Origin of the sequence: Moellerella wisconsensis, from assembly GCF_022592395.1 — a bacterium.
GTDB lineage: Bacteria > Pseudomonadota > Gammaproteobacteria > Enterobacterales > Enterobacteriaceae > Moellerella > Moellerella wisconsensis.
In genome coordinates this window covers 335,204-355,133 of sequence record NZ_CP093242.1, presented here as the reverse complement: position 1 = coordinate 355,133, position 19,930 = coordinate 335,204, and the positions used below count along the sequence as shown (strand labels likewise).

The following is a 19,930-nucleotide window of genomic DNA, read 5'->3' as shown; positions in this document are numbered from 1 at the left end:
AGGTCTTATTATGAAAAAACAATTATTTATCGTATTGGGTTTAGGGATGATATTAACACTCGCTGGCTGTCAGAATGTATCCAACAACAAAGATGTCGACCCTCGGATTGCCAATAATGAAAGTATCGAATTTTTTAGCAAATCCGGCATCACCGCATGTGCTGCTGGCGCCGCCACCGGAGCATTAGCCTGCCTAGTGGCGAATGCCAATAATAAACCACTATGCATTGCTGCCGCTGCAATTGCCGGTTGTGGTATTGGTATCGGTACCAATGCCTACTTAGATAATAACCGTAAAAAATACGCGACCAAAGAGCTACAACTCAATGCTATGACCGCAGATATGCAAAAAGAAAATGCCAATATTCAAAATGCCTCTAAAGCGGCTAAAAGCGTCATTGCCGACGATAAAGTGAAGTTAGCTCAAATCGATAAAGACATGAAAGCCAAACGCCTCAATAAAGCCGCTGCAGAAAAAGAATTAAAAGGCATTGATGCAAATATTGCCGCACTGCGCAGTAACTTAGCCGATATGAAAAAACATGAAAAAAACTGGAAAGATATCTCAGCCCAGAGTCGCCAAGACGGGATTAAAACCGCACAGCTCGATAAACAAATTAGCGACATGAGCAAACAAGTCCGTTCATTAGAACAAGAACTTGACAGCCTGTACGGCCAGCGTACCGCGATTAAATTAAGCTAATTAATAAGGGACAACATGAAATTATTATCCATATTTATCCTCTCCTCGGTATTACTGCTCGCCGGATGCGTAACTAACCCCGCAGATTGCGACCCAACAACCGGCGATGTCAGCCTCCTTACTAAATTTAACTGTAACTATTCAGGCACTTATGACAGTCGTATAGAACAAAAGCAAGCTATATTTGATAATGAAAAAGCTCTCAATAGCGAATTTAAAGCCATTTATGCTGCTATTGAACATGAAAAAGCCCAATCCAACGCCAGCGTAAAAAGCAAACAAAAAAGCCAAACATCGCTGAACAACTCCGTTAACAACCTTTTAGGCCAAATAAAACAAAAAACCAAAGGACGAGCCGATATTCAAAAACAGATCAGTAATATCGAAAATAAAATGCAAGAAACCCAAAATAATCCGAGTAAATCTGTGATGGAAAAACAGCTTGAATTAGAAAGTTTACGGGGACAAGTTTTCGATTTACAAAGCGATTTAGGACTGAAATAACCGACTAAACAATCAACCAATAGCGCTAATCGAAAACATTAGCGCTATTTTTTCAGCATCCCATCGCCAACCAGTACAGAGCATAATCACTGGCATACAAAAATCGACATAACCATTAAAAATCCTATCCTAAAGGAGCACCACTATGGCAGTACAACTGTGACCATAGAAATAATGATATGGAAATATAATGGTAGATTACCCGCTATATATAATAATCATCACGTTAGCCCATTAATTAATACTGTTAATCTCTGGATAATAGATTGAAAGTACATAATTAAACACTATACCTCAATCAGTTATTTGAGAATTAATAATTAGAATAATTAGTTAACCGACTCAACGAGAAAGGAGTATCTCAAAGATTAATTTTTTCGGAATTTTATTTTTAGTTAAAAAATCAAGCAGGATTGAGGATGAGGATAATGAAAAATAAAAATTTATTATTAGAATATGGCAAAATTTCAACTGAAGAAGTTAGATCAATACTGTACAATAATAGATGATAAAGATATCAAATATTACAGACAATATAAATAAGTTAATAGATAAAATTTATATTTCTATATTAAAAAACTCTCCCATCACCTTAGATTGAAAGACGATAGTTCATAATTAGAGCATTCAGATATGACTATTTTATTTTATATAAAAACACCATGATCAATCACACTATTTCCCGTGTAATATATTATAATTAACTTTATTTTTGACCGTATTATTAGCTTATCACCCTCAGATGAGAAAATTCATGAAAATTAATTGTTATACTATCGCCATCCTGCTTTTCTTATATACTGCAACTGCATTTTCTCATACTATAACCGTTTTTCAATGCGTGAATAAAAATAACCGTAAAGTTAATGTCAGCTTAAATAATAGAGTATATGACTACCAATTTGGAAAATTAGACCAAGCTCCAGATATTAGAATATCACGTACTCCGAACCAATTAAGCCAATTCTATTTTAAAACTCAAGCGGCTGATACTGATACAGGCTATGCATCAGGTATGGAAATTGATTTTAAAAATGGTGATTACACTTATACTATATACAGTAGCGATATCGGATCACAACACCAAGCAGGGGTTTACGTCTATAAAAAAAATAAACTATTAACCGAGATAAAATGTGTTCCTAATACGGTCCTCGATAATATGTATCAACACATTTTTGAGTTACCTGAACGCGATATCTATTAATCAATAACCACCGATGCGATAAACACCGTTCGATTAGACACAATAACTAACCGAAATATGCTGATGAACAGTCAACAAGAGCCTGTAACCTAGTCGTATTGATTAAACTAGTACATCTTAAAAATCAAGGACAAATTATCGCCAATGTATATCTTCAAATATATCTAAATCTTTTACAATGTTAAACTCAGACACAGTTTCAATAATCAACTATCGCCGATAGCGGATAAAAAATAACATTAAAAAAGAGAAATAGTGACTACTGCTCAAACACTATTCCATATACAAAAAGCTTAACTTACTGCTGTTCTATAATTTATTAAAGCTAATGTGAGATAACCATGGGTGGACAAACAAGCTCGATCGGTTGGATAGATTACTCATCGCTAGAGCGGGAGCGTGTATCACAAATACTATCAATGCTACAAGAGAAAGGAACACTGGATGAACTGGGTATCGGGCAAATACGAGATGCTTTCGCCGATCAGTTATTTCCGGGGATCTCGACTATCCAAACTAGAGCCAAGTACTTTGTGACTATACCGTATATTTTCCATGATTACCGTCGATTAGCACGTCCTAATAGACCATCTCTTAATGACTATATTAGTCAACAAGAAGATCAACTGGCTAAATGCTTAGTTGAAAACCATAAACAGGACATTCCCTATGGGATCATAGGCAAAGACAGCCTAGAAAAGGGCGTTGCCCGTAAACCTTCCTCCGTCTATTGGAACGGATTACGTCAATTATCGATTGCTAAAACAGAACTGTCTTTAAGGGAATTTATTACTCAGTATCAAGAATTAGCAAACCGACCGAGTGAACAGCATATCGATGACGATAATCAGTATTCTGATATAGCACAATGGATGACAAAACCGGAGGGTTATGATGAATCTTGGTTAGAGCAAGTATCAATCGCTCTCACGCCTAATGAAGCTGAATTTCTAAACAATAAATTCCTCCTCTCCAAAAAAATTGAACATAGCGTTCCTACGCAGCTAATAAAACATCATCTGGTTGATAATGCTCTTCAAGTGGCTGATATGTTGACCCAAGGCGTATGGCAAGCTGAAGCCTTATATGACAGCCTGAAAGACTCGTCGATTTCCGCCAAAACCAAAAATTGTTTTCAAAAAGCGCTACAATTTAGCTTTGCACTTGAAGGCGCACATATTCGTTATAACGTTCTCATCGCCCAACGAGCGCACAATATTAAGCAACTCGAATGGTTAAACCAACAATTTGAGTTGTGGCTAAACCATGCTCATCAGCAATTAAACAATTTTGAACAACAGAGTATTGATAGTTGGTATCAGGCTGCATTTGGACATCACAAAAAATCAAATAATCGAACCCTTAAATTTATAGAAAACTGGTGCAATTTGATTCGTGAAAATGCACCAACAGAAACATTGGATACATGTGTGAGGCAACAAGCAATAGCCAATAAAGGGGCCAGATGTTTATTAAAAAAAGCACTGAATGAAAACCAAGGCTGGGTTGGAATGCGTAAATTAGAATTTCGCTGGCCTTCTGCTAGAATAATTTTAAAAGACATTCAGGAAGGATTAAATGCTCGCTCCGGATAAACACCGCTTAGATTATGGGGAACAGCTGATTGCTCCCGAAGGGTATGAACTGACTCATGCGATAGCAACGACATATAGCTTAGATTTAAACACCTTACTAACTGTACCAATAGCGATGTGTTTTGGTCACACATTAGAAGGCTCTGTCGAACACATGCGCATTGGGTTATTAGAAGCACTAGCTACCCTCGACGATAAACTGACAGTCTTCTATCAGCAAGGAAACATAAAATTACCAGATAAGTACAACACCCTATTCGGTTTATTGGAAAAAAGCCTTATACCTGTCGTGCCAGATTCAGGAAGCTCAAACTCAGTTTTTTCCTCTTTTCATCCAAAGTTATGGTTACTTAGATTCGAAAGCCCAGACAAAACAAAATATGTGAAATTTCGTTTGATTGTACTTTCCCGTAATCTAACCTTTGATCGAAGTTGGGACCTCTCTGCCGTGATTAACGGAGAATCAAGAGTACACCAAAAATCTGCTAATCAACCTTTATTTGATTTCTTTAATGAACTCTATAACTACTCAGCAACGCAATCTTTCAATGATATTATCTCTGAAAAAGAACTCCTAAAAATACATTGGCAACGGCCCAATAATATTGAGAGGCTAGATTTTCTTCCTACCGTATTTAATAACCATAATCAGCGACAAAGCCCTATTCACTTAGCCGCTAACAATCAAGCCATTCTAGCAGTTTCCCCTTTTATTCGAGGAGGCAGTAAAGTCGATACTTTAGATTGGCTAAGCACTTTGGCGCCAGATGGACAGCGTTATTTATTTAGTCGTAAAGAAGAGCTTGATATGGCAGGAGAGCAAGCACTGAGAAATTGGCATTGTTACGCACTCAACGAACATTTAGTTAACGCAGAAGAAAATGAAGAGATGGAACAGTCTTCATTCGTTGAAAATGATCTCAATTTACATGCCAAACTATTAGTTGTTGATGAAACAAACACCACATCCAGTTGGCATCTAGGTTCAGCAAATACCACTCAAGCCGCTATGGGGACAGCCACTATTCCGCCTCGTAATAGTGAGTTCATGTTACGTTTAACAGGGTCTAAAGTTCATCTGGGTGTTCATTCATTATTCGAACAATGGGTCAATCAAAATGGAACCGGGCTGTTTGTAAAGCACGAATTCAGTGAACAAGAACAGGAAGACGAAGAAAGTGCCGAACGAGAGCTTCGACGACTAGAATTCTGCTTAATTCAGGCTGCTTGGCAACTTCAGGTTGATGTGAGTGATCACGATGAATACCAACTAACCTTGAATAAGGTACCTATAGATCTTCCTGAAAACATTGAAGTTACCGTTTCTATATTGAGTGCTTCCCAACCACGAAAATTAGTCGGTGAAATAGTCTGGGCAAACCTTAAACCCTCACAAATTAGTGCCTTGCTTCATTTAGAAATTTCAAATAATGGTAATGTAGTAAAAAATTTAGTTGTACAATCTAAAATAACATTTAATTGCCCCTTAGACCGCAGCAAAGCTATCACTAATGAATTGCTTGAAAATAGCTCTCAGTTCATGAGCTACATATCACTACTATTACAAATAGAGCCAAGTAAACAAGATTTAATGACGTTAACAACACAACAAATAGGCGCAGGGGTAGGTAGCCTGTTCTTTAGCCAAAATAGTGTCATCTACGAAAAGCTGATGAAAGCAGCTGCTATAAACCCAGAATTACTCGCAAGAATTGAGCGCTTACAAAGCCAAGTGGATGCAAAGATCATTCCTGACGAATTTAAAACACTCTGGCGTGTTTTCTCCACATTTGTTCCCTCTAAATAGCTCAGAGAAAAATAAGAAGATAACTAACAAATGACTCAAGCGATTGTAGAACAACTGAACGACATATTATCCGGTCTTAAAGATTTTCAAAAAGCTACCGTCGATCAGACCATAATGAAGTACCAAGTTACAGAACATAGCCACAGAATATTGGTCGCCGATGAAGTTGGTCTAGGGAAAACCATCGTTGCTAAAGGCATTATCGCCGAGCTATTGAAAGAGCATATTGCATCAAATAACCCAAAACCGATGCGAGTGATTTATATCTGTTCAAATCTGGCTCTCGCAGATGAGAACTGCCAAAAGCTGGCGTTATTTAGCGGTCAAGATGCTCAACGATGGGTCAAGCCATCGACATTTCATCGTTTAGTTGAATTGGCAATCGAACCAAAACAATCGGCGATAACAGACCAACATTTTATTGAGATATGTACATTAACCCCATCGACATCTTTTAATCTTACCGCGGGTGCTGGCAGCTGCCGTGAACGTGCTATTCTAGCCACCTTATTGTCTAAAACAGATATATTAAACAAATTTAAGAAGCCCATTTTAGAATTATTCAAAACCCATCAGATCACTCGAGAAAATCGATGGGAAGAGGAATTAGCGCATTTAGAGCAGCATTCTGATATTGATCTTGCAATACTATCACTACTTGCAAGTCACTTAGATAAGCCTTGTGAATCAAAACTACTAGATGAGCACTTTTTATCTCGAGCAGAGGCCGCACTTTATCTTATAGATTGCTGGACGACGAATTCAGGCGAAACTGACAACACTCGTGATTTATTCCACAGCTTCCGAATCGAAATCCGTCGGCTTGTGGCGGGTCTCTGTGCAGGAAACTTACACGCAGATCTGTTTATTTTAGATGAATTTCAACGCTTTCAATCATTGACGGATAACAGCTCAAATTCCGAAGAGTCTCTCATTGCTAAGCAGGTATTCAGTAACCAAAACAAAAATCAACAGATACAGCCTAAGATACTGTTATTATCCGCGACACCATTTAAAGCTATGACTACACTCAATGAGGAAGATAATGAAAACAGCCATCATCAGCAACTGCATAACTTATTAGAATTCTTATCTCTTAATAATGTGGATTTTATTTCACAATATGAAAAGAATCGTGATTTACTTCACCACGATATGTTAGCAATATCCTCAGGCAGCACCGAGTTAAGCACGATAAATGATACCAATGCTCGCTCAGTCGAAAAGCTACTTCGCAACTATATTGCTAGAACTGAACGCAGTCAAATCAGTAAAGACTTTGAAAAACTTATCTATTCCAATCATCTTTGCTGTGCTGCTGACTTTGGGGTAGATGAGGTAAAAAGCTATCGGGCACTAGAGGCGTTAAATGGTTTACTGCCACAAAGCCGCGGTGGTGTATCCTTAATAGAGTTTGCCAAATCCGCTCCCTGGGTGATTTCATTTTTAAATGGTTATAAATTCAAAGATGTTTATCATCGCAATAAAAATGATTATGATGTAGAAAAACTACTAAAAAAATCAAAACATAACGAGCAATATCATGCATGGTTGGCACGACATGATATTCAAACCTACCAGTTAAATATTGAAAAAAGTGCGCCAAACGCCAAAATGAGAGCGTTAAGTAAGATTATCTTTGAACAATCCCCTGAGAATTTACTATGGTCCCCGCCATGTAAGCCTTACTACTCATTTGATGGCGTCTTCAAAGGAAATGAAAATTTTACTAAAACACTTTTATTTTCATCTTGGGCTTTTGTACCCAAGTCTCTAAGCTGTCTTTGGTCTTATGAAGCGGAGCGCAGAGTATTTCAAGGAAAGGGCAAACGACCAAAGTATTACAATAATGAAAGCAGCTTACCTTTACTCCGATTTGAGGGTAAATCGACTCTTAATATCTGGCATTTACTTTATCCTTGTGCATCTTTCGCCGAAATATCATATTCAGAACAGAATTTTGATGCGATATTAAAACAACAAACAACAATAATTCAGAATAAATTGTGTGCGTTAAGACAATATGAAAGTAACGAAAGCCCCCATAATGATTGGTACCTGCTCGCCCCTATGTTACTCGATAGACATGAGGGTAATAGCGAACATATTGAATGCTGGCTACAAATCATCGAGTCACTGTTAAGAGAACAAATAAACAAGCGTAATGTAAATAATAAAATAAATGAGTCACCTGAGAGTAATGATGGGCGCCTAAAACATTTCTTGAAAATTAAACCGTACTTTGATGATAATCAACCGCTATCTTTAGGAAAAATGCCCGATGACCTCGCTGAAGTACTCGCTTATTCCAGTTTAGCTAATCCTGCAACCTGTGCAATGAGGACTATTCGAACATTGTGGAAAGATAAAAATTCTGCCGATGATTTGATGCGTTACTCTATTCAATTTGCTGAGTTTGCATCTCGACTTTTTAACCACGAATATGCAATTCCCATTATCAAAAGAAACATCAAACACACACTAACCTCTGGTCGCTCATCTTCAGGCTGGTATAAAGTTTTAATTTATTGCGCACATGGTAATTTTCAATCCATGCTTGATGAATACTGTCACTTGCTGGCAACCTCTGGCTATGATCTAAAAGCAGCCTCAAATAAACTAAAACAGGCTATGGGGATTAGAAGTTCATCCGAACAAGTACATTTTTGGGAAAACAGGTCTAAAGCTAAAGACAAATGCTCATCATCTATGCGTTGCCATTTTGCAGTCCCACTAGGGAGTCAAAAATTAAACGATGACAGTGGACGACAACGTGTTGCCAATGTACGAGATGCCTTTAATTCCCCATTTCGACCATTTATATTGAGCTCAACATCAATTGGTCAAGAAGGCCTAGATTTCCATTGGTATTGCCGAAGAGTCGTGCATTGGAATTTACCCAATAACCCGATCGATATTGAACAGCGAGAAGGAAGAGTGAATCGGTATAAATCGTTTGTTGTTCGTCAACGTATCGCTGAAAGCTATCACCCGGACTATGAAAAAAATGTTGATATTTGGCAGCAATTATTCGAACAAGCTGCTCACAATGATATCAACAAATGTAGTGATTTAGAGCCATACTGGTTCACACCTCATGGTCATGCTCAAATTGAACGAATTGTGCCAACTTATCCAATGAGTAAAGAAGTTGCCAAATATTCAGATATAAAAAGGATACTGGTGCTTTATCGTTTAGCTTTTGGCCAACCAAGACAACAAGAGCTTATCGAAAGCTTCAAAAATTACGCTATAGAAAACGACGAGTTTACTAAAGTGAAGGACTCATTAATGATTAATCTTGCCCCATTGAATGCAATCAAACCACTACAAACATAAGTCGAGTGTATTGATAGTAATTAAGGCCGCAACAAAGATGGTTGTCATGTAGATAGTCAAATTAGCCCGTTATTCAGATTAAAACTTGTTTTTAGCCACTAAAATTTTCAGCTTAGGACCAGATAATCCAATTTATCTGACCCTGATTATTTTAATTATCTATCCAGTCTAAAACCGGGCCTAATTTAAGACTCATGGTTATTCTCCTTAATATTTTTAACGGATACACCTCTCTATAAACCTATGAGAGAGTCGGCCAATGAACAAGATAGAACACCAGAAGAAATACTGCAATTGAGCGGTAAAAGACCTCAACATAATTGAGGAGATAATAGACTGCTATCACTTTACAACGAATTAAACGACAAAAATAAATATAGTTTATTGAAAATAATAATTTTTAATCGTTAAATTATATGCTTACAGATCACCGTTATTGACTAATTTTACATCCGTAACGTTTTATCATATTTGTGTTATACCACACTCTATTAACAACTGCGGTAATGAACTACCATATAATGTTCATACGCTTTCCTATGTGTAGGTGGCTATTATTTTGTACTATCTGACTCTGCACAAATGCTCAATATTTAGCCATTAGTTTGCTAGCTACAAATAGCAAATTAACTAATTAGTAAGGTACTCATGTAATATTAATCAAATATAGGTATAACATGAGCAATATAACTATCGATATATATTAAGTTTCTGCTGATAGCTCTAATAAATATCAACTTAATCAGCTCAAACAGATTAATTACATCGCACTAAGCCTGAGTTTGAATATAAATCAATGTGATGAACGCCGTTAGTCTGGATGACAAAATGCTGTTTCAACGCTTATACACGATTTATGCTAGAGAAGAACACTCCAATGCCGGACAACCAACTGTCCACTCCCCTTTAATTGAGACACGTTAAATTAGAGTTTTCTAACTGTTGACGATAGGCCTCCGGTGGGAGGTGATTTAAACTTTCATGGGTTCGATTTTGGTTATAATCTTGCAGCCAAAACCACGCTAATTCTCGCACTTGGCTTAATGATTCAAATAAATACGCATTTAAAAACTCTCGACGGAACGAACCATTAAAACGTTCGATAAACCCATTTTGCTGCGGTTTTCCCAGTTGAATATGGCACAGTAAAATTTGGTTATCTTCACAATAATTCAATAAGTTAACTGAAATGAGTTCAGGGCCATTATCGACTCGGATCTGTTTCGGTAACCCTCTTTCGGCTTTTAAACGTTCAAGCACCCTGATGACGCGTTCAGCCGGTAATGACGTATCAACCTCAATCGCCAAGCATTCACGCGTTCCTTCATCAATAATGTTGAGAGTTCTGAAGCGCTTACCGCAATATAAACTGTCGTGCATAAAATCCAATGCCCATTGAATATTCGGGACTTTTTCTATCACTAATGGTCTTTTTTCACGCTTCGGAAGCACTTTTTTAACCCGTCGTTTCAGGTTCAATCCTAATCGACAATAAACGCGATAAACTCGTTTATGATTAAAAGGATAGCCTTGAAATCTCAGTCGGAAATAGCATTTCCAGAATCCCGATTGTGGTGATTTCGCTAACACAGATTGTATGGCATCGATCACTACTTGGTCTTTTTTACGCCAATCTATTTGCTGATGGTAAAACGTGGCTCGTGACAACGACGTTAGCTTACAAGCCTTAATGACTGATAAGCCTGCCTCTTTTAATGATTGAGCACAGGATCTCTTTTCAGCCACTACCAACCCTTTTTTGCGAAAAGCTCCTTCATCGCGTGGTTTTCAAGGCTAACTTCCGCAAAGAGCTTTTTCAGTTTCGCATTTTCATCTTCAAGCTCTTTTAATCGTTTAACATCATTCGCTTCCATGCCACCATACTTTGATTTCCAATTATAATAAGTGGCGTTGCTGATCCCATTTTGGCGGCAAATATCTTCCACTTTCATACCAGAATCAGCGAGTTTTAAAATATTAACGATTTGAGTTTCAGTAAAACGAGCTTTTTTCATCATGACCTCTGCAAATTTTAGGGCAGAAAATCTAATTATAGCTGTCTTATTTTAAGGGAAGTGGACACAACTACGTAAGAATTATCGCCATCTTGAGAAATTTCATGAAAAACTCAGGAAATGGGAGCAATGCGCAAGGTTAATGACATTGCTAACATCCAGAGCAATACACGACAAGGCGTGAATGCAGGAGTTAAAATAAGTTGCTCGCTCGCGACTTTATCTATCCACTGTTTCAGTTCACTGGCTCTGGTATCTACACCATTACCTCTCCTTTTATTACTTTTTCTTTCGATTATTTTTCTTATACATTTTCCCCGTTTTTATCTATTTTTTATTCTTCCACCAGCTATCATAGATTTATATTTTAACCTGAAAATTGCTGGCAAAAACGACGTTCAAGTGGATATGCAAATACATCTTCAATATATCCATCACGGATCCTTTGCTGTAATGCTTGCCAATAAGACACCGTAAACAATTCACTATGACAACGCGTAAAATAATCGCGGATTTGCGAGTCATAACATAAAAATAGTGCCAATTCTTCAGGAAAAACATCATTCTCTGCAACACTGTACCAAGGTTCCGAAGCTAACTCTTGCTCCGGTGATAATGCCTCTGGAATGCGGCGAAAATTCATTGCTGTCATATAATTAATTTCATCATAATCATAGAAAATAACCCGAGAATGCCGTGTCACTCCAAAATTTTTAAATAGCATATCGCCAGGGAAAATATTTGCGGCAGCTAACTGTTTGATCGCTTGACCATATTCCTGAACAATATTTTTTAATTGCTGATCGTCAGCCTGATCCATATAAATATTTAGAGGGATCATCTTACGTTCCATATACAAATGTTTAATCAGTATTTGATCGCCTAGATCTTCTATCTGAGAGGGAGCTTCATTCAATAATTCATCGAACAATAATGGGCTAATAAATTTTTTCTCGATCACAAAATTTTCAAACTCTTGCGTATCCGCCATACGTCCAACACGATCATGCTCTTTGACTAAACGATAGCACTCCAATACCCGCTCTTTGGTGACTTCTTTTTGCGGTGAAAATTTATCTTTTATAATCTTAAAAACCCTATCAAATGATGGGGATGTAAATACAAGCATCACCATTCCCTTAACGCCGGGCGCAATCGAAAATTGTTCTCTTGAAAAATTAATATATGCTAAATATTCACGGTAATATTCTGTTTTCCCATGCTTCTGGCAGCCAATCGCCATATACAGTTCAGCGATTGACTTGCAGGGTAAAATTTCACGTAGCCAAAAGACTAAAGCCGCAGGAAATGGGGCATAAACCATAAAATAAGATCGCGCGAAACCAAATACAATGCTCACTTCATCGAAATCAGTTAAGCAACTATCAATATACATCTGCCCATGTTCATCTCTATGTATCGGTAACAAAAAAGGATAAATTTGCTGATCGATAGAAATTTTACCGACTAACCAAGCCGCTTTATTTCGATAAAACAGCTCATTAGCAATCTGTAATTTGGTAGGATAACGCTGTTGAAAAATAAATTGATGAACTAAATGCTGGTAAATATATTCAACATCTCGGGCTAAATTTTGCCACGCTAAACGTAAAGAGAGCCCAGAAAGTATTTGAGTTAATACTGCTGAAATATCATCTTTTATCAGATAGTCACGCGCCAAAGGGCGAGGAATATCACGAAATCTATCTGCTGGCTGAGAGGTAAAAATAAACAAATTATCGGGGGTAAGCTCACGGTGTTGGAACAAACGACAATACACTGAATTAAAAAAACTCTCTGCAATTTCAAATCGTGGATAATCAGGCAATAATTGGCAATATAGCTGTTTAATCTCAGCTAAAATCTGCGGCGTTAATCCATCAATTAAGCCCATGCAACGCAATTGCGCCACGACTAAACCGACATGATGATCATAAAGCTGAATACGCTGCTTCATTGCATGCTGTACATTGTGCCAGTCTGCGAGTTCAAAACGCTTTTGTGCGCTAGATGTTATCTCTAGAAAACGCCCATATTGCGCATCGAATCCTTGCAAAATAGTTTGTGCGATTATTTGCTGTATCGATAATGTCATCGTCGTCCCCAGCAGAAAATAGGCACTAAGTAAGTGCCTGATATCATCAAGAATCGATTATTCTGTACATAAACAGAGCGCAATCGCTTTTCTAAAGAGTCAACTAGAATTGAGCTTCTTCCGTAGATCCGGTTAACGCCGTCACTGACGAATTACCTCCCTGAATAATATTGGTCACTTGATCAAAATAACCGGTACCGACTTCTTGCTGATGAGACGCAAAAGTATAGCCTTGTTGCTGCGCGGCAAATTCTCGTTCCTGTACTTTTTCAACATAATGCTTCATGCCTTGGCCTCGAGCATACGCATGTGCCAAATCAAACATGTTAAACCACATGCTATGAATGCCAGCAAGAGTAATAAATTGGAAGCGATAGCCCATTTCTGATAACTCATCTTGAAAGCGAGCAATGGTTGCATCGTCCAGATTTTTCTTCCAGTTAAAAGACGGAGAACAATTGTATGCCAATAATTTCCCTGGATATTCAGCATGGATAGCCTCAGCAAAACGACGTGCAGCATCCAGATCAGGTTTCGAAGTCTCACACCAGACTAAATCCGCATACGGGGCATATGCCAAACCGCGGCTAATCGCTTGATCGATACCCGCCTTTACGCGGAAGAATCCTTCAGATGTACGTTCGCCGGTAATAAATGGTTTATCGTACGGATCACAATCTGAGGTTAATAAATCTGCAGCATCAGCATCTGTACGTGCAATCAGCAAAGTAGGAATGCCTGACACATCAGCGGCTAAACGAGCAGCCGTTAATTTCTGTACCGCTTCTTGTGTCGAAACTAAAACTTTCCCCCCCATGTGACCACATTTTTTTACTGCTGCTAGCTGATCTTCAAAGTGAACTGCGGCCGCTCCTGCCTCAATCATGGCCTTCATCAATTCAAACGCATTTAATACTCCACCAAAACCGGCTTCAGCATCAGCAACAATAGGTAAAAAATAATCGATGTATTTTTCGTTTTCAGGGCCAATTCCATTAGACCACTGGATTTGATCTGCGCGTCTAAAACTATTATTAATACGTTTAATTACTTCAGGGACAGAATCTACGGGATATAGCGATTGGTCAGGATACATACTCGAAGCGGTATTAGCATCTGCTGCGACTTGCCAGCCCGATAAATAAATCGCCTCAATCCCTGCTTTGGCTTGCTGTAAGGCTTGTCCCCCTGTCAATGCCCCCAATCCATTTACATAACCTTTCTTCGCTCCCCCCTTCAATAATGCCCACAGCTTTTCAGCTCCATGGCGAGCGAAAGTATGTTCAGGATTAACTGAGCCACGTAGCTTAATCACCTCTTGTGCACTGTAAGAACGTTTAATCCCTGCCCAACGATCTGACAGCCAATCTTTCTCTAATTGCGCAATTTGTTGTTCTCTTGACGTTGTCATTGTTCTGTTCCTTTTTAGCAAATAACGATTTAGCAAATAACTATCATCAAAGGGCTAATCCAATAATTGATAACCAGGAACAGTTAAAAATTCGATTAACTCATCTTGCGTCGTGATTGTCCGCATCAGTTCTGCTGCCTCTTTAAAACGCCCACTTTGAAAACGAACATCGCCAAGTTCTTGTTGGATCACTTGTAGTTCTTCATCCAACATTTCAATAAACAGCGATTTAGTGATTTTTTGACCGTTAGACAGTGTCTTACCATGACGGATCCATTGCCAAATAGATGTCCTTGATATCTCGGCCGTTGCCGCGTCCTCCATCAAACCATAAATAGGAACACACCCATTACCACCGATCCAAGCCTCGATATACTGCACTGCAATACGAATATTGGCGCGCATGCCCGCTTCAGTTCTCTCACCTTCGCAAGGCTCTAACAGTTGTTCTGCCGTTATCGGAGCATCTCCCTCGCGCATAATATCTAGCTGATTTTTACGCTTTCCAAGAGCTTGATCAAAAATGGCTAATACACAACTGGCCAGCCCTGGATGAGCAATCCATGTACCATCATGCCCATTATCAGCTTCCAGTTGCTTATCAACGGTCACTTTTGCCAGCACCTGCTGATTGAGCGCGGCATCTTTACTTGGAATAAATGCCGACATTCCTCCCATAGCAAAAGCACCTCGTTTATGGCAGGTTTTAATCAATAATCGAGAATAGGCATTCAAGAATGATTGGGTCATCGTAACGCTTTGACGATCGGGTAACACGCGGTCAGGATATTCTTTTAATGTCTTGATATAACTGAATATATAATCCCAACGCCCGCAATTAAGCCCCACTATGTGATAGCGAAGGTAATAAAGGATTTCATCCATTTGAAAAACAGCGGGTAATGTTTCAATTAGAACAGTCGCTTTAATCGTACCGCGGGGAAGGGAGAATTGATCTTCAGCGTAGCTAAAAACATCACTCCACCATTGTGCTTCCTGCCATGATTCTAATTTTGGAAGATAAAAATAAGGGCCACTACCTTTCTTCAACAAAGCCTGATGATTGAGAAAGAAATACACCGCAAAATCAAACAATCCGCCAGGAATTGGCTGGCCATCAAATAAAACATGTTTTTCATCAAGATGTAGCCCGCGTACTCGGGCAATTAATACCGCAGGATCTGACTTTAATTGATAAACTTTTCCCTGCTCATTTTGAAAAGAAATAGTTCCATTAATTGCATCCCGCAGATTAATTTGACCATCGATTAACTTTTCCCATGCCGGAGAAAGAGAATCCTCAAAATCAGCCATAAAGACTTTTGCTTGTGAATTCAACGCATTAATCACCATTTTGCGATCAACAGGACCAGTAATTTCAACACGACGATCTTCTAAATCAACAGGTATATTTTTGATTTTCCAATCATCTTTTTTAATGGAATTTGTTTCCGAAATAAAATCAGGAAGAATACCTTTATCAATTCGCTGCTGATAAACTTTGCGCTTTTCTAATAATAACTTCCTACGCGCTGAAAAACGCTCAGACAGTAATGTGATAAATTCAATTAGATCAGCAGTTAAAACTTCTTTATCTTGATTTGAGGGGGCTTTAGTAAAAAATAATTGAGATGTTAATAGCTGTTCATTCATCGGTTGATCCTTATTTATCCCGAGCGATAAATTAAGACTAACCTAAAAACAAATAAAATCAAAAATGGTTTCCATTTTAATATTTGAATTGGTTTAACCCAATGATATTAAATAAATAAATGTAATTATGAAAAATAACTGTTAGAAATATAGAAATTAAATATTAGTGTTAAGTAAATGTTAACTAATACTTTCTTGATTTTAACTGGACTAATAAAATTCAACTAGGATAGCAGTACCTATTCCGCCACCCTTAAGTAAATATTAGCATATAACACCAAAAATAGTTTAATTAGTAAAATGTTATCTTATTTAATAAAAATTTATTATTATTTTTTAGGCTAAAATACTAAAATCAATCAAATGTTGGTTTCATATCACTAAGATCATAAGGTGTGATCTGATACACAAAATAATTTAACCAATTTGAAAACAACAGATGCCCATGGCTGCGCCAAGTTAATAAAGGATCTTTATTAGGATCATCATCAGTAAAGTAATTACACGGAATAACCGGAGATAAGTCGGCCTTTTCATCACGCCAAAATTCTTGAGCTAACGTATCAGCGTCGTACTCTGGGTGACCTGTAACAAATGCCATCCTTTTATCTTTCGTTGCGCAGAGATAAACTCCCGCTTCTTCTGATGATGCTAAAATATCAAGATCTGTATTCTCACGAATATATTCTTCAGGGAAATCAGCATAGCGTGATTGAGGTGCAAAAAAACTCGCATCAAAGCCACGAGTCAATAATGCATGAGGCTGCAAAGTATTATGCTTGTATACACCCGATAATTTATCTTTTCGGGTTAATTTAGGCAATCCATATAGAATATTTAATCCTGCTTGTACCGCCCAACAAATGAATAAAGTTGATGTTACATGCTCCTTAGCCCAATGAATGATCTCTTCAATTTGTGGCCAATAAGCTACATCATCAAATTCAACCAACCCTAATGGTGCACCTGTAATGATCAAGCCATCAAAATTTTGCTGCTTAATATCTTCAAAATCACAGTAAAAAGTATCTAAATGCTCTGCTGGAGTATTTTTGGATTCCCGCTGATCTATCCGTAATAATTGGATATCAATCTGTAAAGGAGTATTAGACAATAAACGTAATAATTGATTTTCGGTTTCAATTTTTTTAGGCATCAGATTTAGGATCAGCACTTTCAATGGTCGAATATCCTGAAATCGTGCTCTTGTTGATGTCATAACAAAAACATTCTCTTCGAGCAAAAAATTAACCGCAGGTAATTCATCAGGTAAACGAATCGGCATCACTAAACCCCTTTTTCACTTTTAACCGTATAGACTTCTAGAATGCTAAATAATTTAGCCAAACTAATTCGATTTGTCGAGTAATTCATCTCAATATGAATTTTATTCAATCATATAAATTCCAGTACAAATTAATTTCACTACGTTAATAATCTCATTTTATGTAAATATAGAGATTAGAGATTAATATATACTTGAATACGAACTAAGACTAAATTCTATCTGAGTTAATGGTCTTTATAATATTTATTATATTTAATGACTAATTAAGAGAAATGAATAAATAATTAACTATAAATTGATTACTTCGATATTTATTATAATACATTATTAATATTAAAATATTGCAAATCAAATACAAAAAATTTATCTTAAATCACAAATAATTATTCTTCACTAAATTTTATATAACTATTTAATTTATATGAAATTGACTAGGAAATATTATCTATAGAGTTAGCTTATCTATAGTTATGGTGATAAATAATATATTATTAATATCAAATTATTATCCTATTAGTAAACGCTTAAAATAACTACGTGATATTTTTTACTCAATAAATTATAGATCAAACTAATACTCAGTACTATAAATCTTAAATAAATCATTAAAAATTTGCGAAGCCCTTCGCAGTATATTAAGTACCAGATAAATCCTTAAAATCAGCCTATGAAGCTAATCGAAAAACCAACGAATTAACTTAGATAAATCAACTATTAACATTTAATTTCTTATAGTTAGATGTATAAGGATATTTTTATTACGAAGAGTAATGTTCTATTTTATTGATATAGATTTATTAACTATGAGTAATTGACTAGTAGATATTTTTTATTCAATGATTTCAATAAATTAGTTTAATATGGAAAAAATCTCTAAAAAAGGGTAGTTCTTAGCGTAATAGAGTGATGCAATAATTTAACTGGATATCAAACAGTTTAATTTAATTATGAGAGTAAATAATCATTATTGCAGAATAATAAGACATAAATAATCCGATTGAAAAATTATTTTTATTTATAATTTCAATAAATTATATTACTTAATACTTATTATAAAGACCTAATGTATTTTATTAAAAAGCGATGACGGATTTTAATCATATCGCAGCTATAATAAATTATTATTAGCCGTAATTGGTTATTTATATTATTGAAAGAATATCATTTTTTAGCCGAGTATATTATTAAACAACATTCAATCATCATCATTTTTATTGCAATATAAGCTGGTTAAATCAGCTTTTATCCTCTTTAGCCATAACAATTTTGAATTGCCGATATTACCTATTTATTATTCATCTACAGAACTGAAGATGATATCTATTTTAATTTAATTACTAATACTTATTTAAAAACTTGTTTAAAAATAGTGCGTTATTATTTAATATAAAAATAAAGGTTATAAAGAAAGTGTTATTGAACACATTGAAAATGTATCACTATAATTCTACCGTTCAAGGGTAGCAATAGTGCTCTAGCGAATATTAAAAAGTTTATCAAATATATAGGCTCCAATATTAAATCATCTATGGATTATGACTGTTATCAATATTTACTTGCAGAATGCATGAATGAAAAATTAAAGATAGATCATTTACTGGTAAACCGAGTAATCTGAAATATACGATAATTTTTAGTTGATGAATCAATAGCTATTTGATTATCAATAGAGGCTTATTAATAATTAAATTATAAGGCACTCAATGAAATAAGCAAATAAGCAAATAAGCAAATAGCCAAATAGACAAATAGACAAATAGACAAATAGACAAATAGACAAATAGACAAATAGACAAATAGACAAATAGACAAATAGACAAATAGACAAATAGACAAATAGACAAATAGACAAATAGACAAATAGACAAATAGACAAATAGACAAATAGACAAATAGGCAAATAGGCAAATAGGCAAATAGGCAAATAAAAATACACTTTAACCCTCTGACTAGTTGTTTATTTTTATTTTTTTATAGCGACGCAAAAAAGCCACCCTATTGGGTGGCTTCTTCGTCTTTATTAAAGTCTGGCAGTTCCCTACTCTCACATGGGGAGACCCCACACTACCATCGGCGCTACGGCGTTTCACTTCTGAGTTCGGCATGGGGTCAGGTGGGACCACCGCGCTATCGCCGCCAGACATATTCTGTCTGTCAACATGATGTCACCTTACGGCTTCCATCACATTAACTTTAATCTTGAACAAGCTGTCATTTTAAACAATATTCTTTCCTGATTTATCTCATTATTTGATTATTCACCAAAATAAATCGCTAAATCATTCAGTGTCTCTCTAAAACACCTTCGGTGTT

11 protein-coding genes and 1 rRNA gene are annotated in these 19,930 nt (G+C 36.5%); 6 read left to right on the top strand and 6 right to left on the bottom strand.

Features of this window, described 5'->3' with window-relative positions; all coding sequences use genetic code 11:
* Positions 1–10 precede the first annotated feature (10 nt).
* From MNY66_RS01460 to MNY66_RS01435, 6 genes are all read left to right on the top strand, one after another.
* Positions 11–703, top strand: a complete 693-nt coding sequence (locus MNY66_RS01460; protein ID WP_241501290.1) for a hypothetical protein — start codon at positions 11–13, stop codon at positions 701–703.
* A gap of 15 nt (positions 704–718) precedes the next feature.
* Positions 719–1,207, top strand: coding sequence for a hypothetical protein (locus MNY66_RS01455; protein WP_241501289.1), 489 nt, complete (start codon positions 719–721; stop codon positions 1,205–1,207).
* A gap of 754 nt (positions 1,208–1,961) precedes the next feature.
* Complete coding sequence (locus tag MNY66_RS01450) at positions 1,962–2,414, top strand: hypothetical protein (protein WP_241501288.1); 453 nt, start codon at positions 1,962–1,964, stop codon at positions 2,412–2,414.
* A 341-nt stretch (positions 2,415–2,755) separates the two neighbouring features.
* Positions 2,756–4,009 (top strand): DUF6361 family protein, encoded by a 1,254-nt coding sequence (locus MNY66_RS01445; RefSeq protein WP_241501287.1) that lies wholly within the window; start codon positions 2,756–2,758, stop codon positions 4,007–4,009.
* Complete coding sequence (locus MNY66_RS01440) at positions 3,993–5,816, top strand: phospholipase D family protein (protein ID WP_241501286.1); 1,824 nt, start codon at positions 3,993–3,995, stop codon at positions 5,814–5,816. Before MNY66_RS01445 ends, MNY66_RS01440 begins: the two co-directional genes overlap by 17 nt.
* 30 nt (positions 5,817–5,846) lie before the next feature.
* On the top strand, positions 5,847–9,155 hold the full coding sequence (locus MNY66_RS01435) for a DEAD/DEAH box helicase (RefSeq protein WP_241501285.1): 3,309 nt from the start codon (positions 5,847–5,849) through the stop codon (positions 9,153–9,155).
* 906 nt (positions 9,156–10,061) lie between these two features.
* Here the strand turns inward: MNY66_RS01435 and MNY66_RS01430 are convergent.
* The 6 genes from MNY66_RS01430 to rrf form a co-directional block, all read right to left on the bottom strand.
* Positions 10,062–11,170 (bottom strand): IS3 family transposase gene (locus MNY66_RS01430; RefSeq protein WP_420915494.1). Its coding sequence is split into 2 segments (ribosomal slippage): positions 10,062–10,918 and positions 10,918–11,170, totalling 1,110 coding nucleotides; the frame shifts between segments, so codons are not numbered across the junction.
* Positions 11,171–11,537: 367 nt separating this feature from the next.
* Positions 11,538–13,265: a bifunctional isocitrate dehydrogenase kinase/phosphatase gene (aceK, locus tag MNY66_RS01425; protein WP_241501283.1), complete on the bottom strand. Its 1,728-nt coding sequence runs from the start codon at positions 13,263–13,265 to the stop codon at positions 11,538–11,540.
* A gap of 103 nt (positions 13,266–13,368) precedes the next feature.
* Positions 13,369–14,676: an isocitrate lyase gene (aceA, locus tag MNY66_RS01420; protein ID WP_241501282.1), complete on the bottom strand. Its 1,308-nt coding sequence runs from the start codon at positions 14,674–14,676 to the stop codon at positions 13,369–13,371.
* A gap of 54 nt (positions 14,677–14,730) precedes the next feature.
* On the bottom strand, positions 14,731–16,329 hold the full coding sequence (aceB, locus tag MNY66_RS01415) for a malate synthase A (RefSeq protein WP_241501281.1): 1,599 nt from the start codon (positions 16,327–16,329) through the stop codon (positions 14,731–14,733).
* A gap of 355 nt (positions 16,330–16,684) precedes the next feature.
* Positions 16,685–17,614, bottom strand: coding sequence for a homoserine O-acetyltransferase MetA (gene metA / locus MNY66_RS01410; protein ID WP_047254748.1), 930 nt, complete (start codon positions 17,612–17,614; stop codon positions 16,685–16,687).
* Between the two features lie 2,028 nt (positions 17,615–19,642).
* Positions 19,643–19,758: ribosomal RNA gene (gene rrf / locus MNY66_RS01405) — 5S ribosomal RNA — on the bottom strand.
* Positions 19,759–19,930: the final 172 nt, after the last annotated feature.

Excerpts from the sequence above, each read along its gene's own strand:
- MNY66_RS01460 (WP_241501290.1), top strand. The coding sequence starts at position 11 with ATGAAAAAACAATTATTTATCGTATTGGGTTTAGGGATGATATTAACA.
- MNY66_RS01455 (WP_241501289.1), top strand. The coding sequence starts at position 719 with ATGAAATTATTATCCATATTTATCCTCTCCTCGGTATTACTGCTCGCC.
- MNY66_RS01450 (WP_241501288.1), top strand. The coding sequence starts at position 1,962 with ATGAAAATTAATTGTTATACTATCGCCATCCTGCTTTTCTTATATACT.
- MNY66_RS01445 (WP_241501287.1), top strand. The coding sequence starts at position 2,756 with ATGGGTGGACAAACAAGCTCGATCGGTTGGATAGATTACTCATCGCTA.
- MNY66_RS01440 (WP_241501286.1), top strand. The coding sequence starts at position 3,993 with ATGCTCGCTCCGGATAAACACCGCTTAGATTATGGGGAACAGCTGATT.
- MNY66_RS01435 (WP_241501285.1), top strand. The coding sequence starts at position 5,847 with ATGACTCAAGCGATTGTAGAACAACTGAACGACATATTATCCGGTCTT.
- aceK (WP_241501283.1), bottom strand. The coding sequence starts at position 13,265 with ATGACATTATCGATACAGCAAATAATCGCACAAACTATTTTGCAAGGA.
- aceA (WP_241501282.1), bottom strand. The coding sequence starts at position 14,676 with ATGACAACGTCAAGAGAACAACAAATTGCGCAATTAGAGAAAGATTGG.
- aceB (WP_241501281.1), bottom strand. The coding sequence starts at position 16,329 with ATGAATGAACAGCTATTAACATCTCAATTATTTTTTACTAAAGCCCCC.
- metA (WP_047254748.1), bottom strand. The coding sequence starts at position 17,614 with ATGCCGATTCGTTTACCTGATGAATTACCTGCGGTTAATTTTTTGCTC.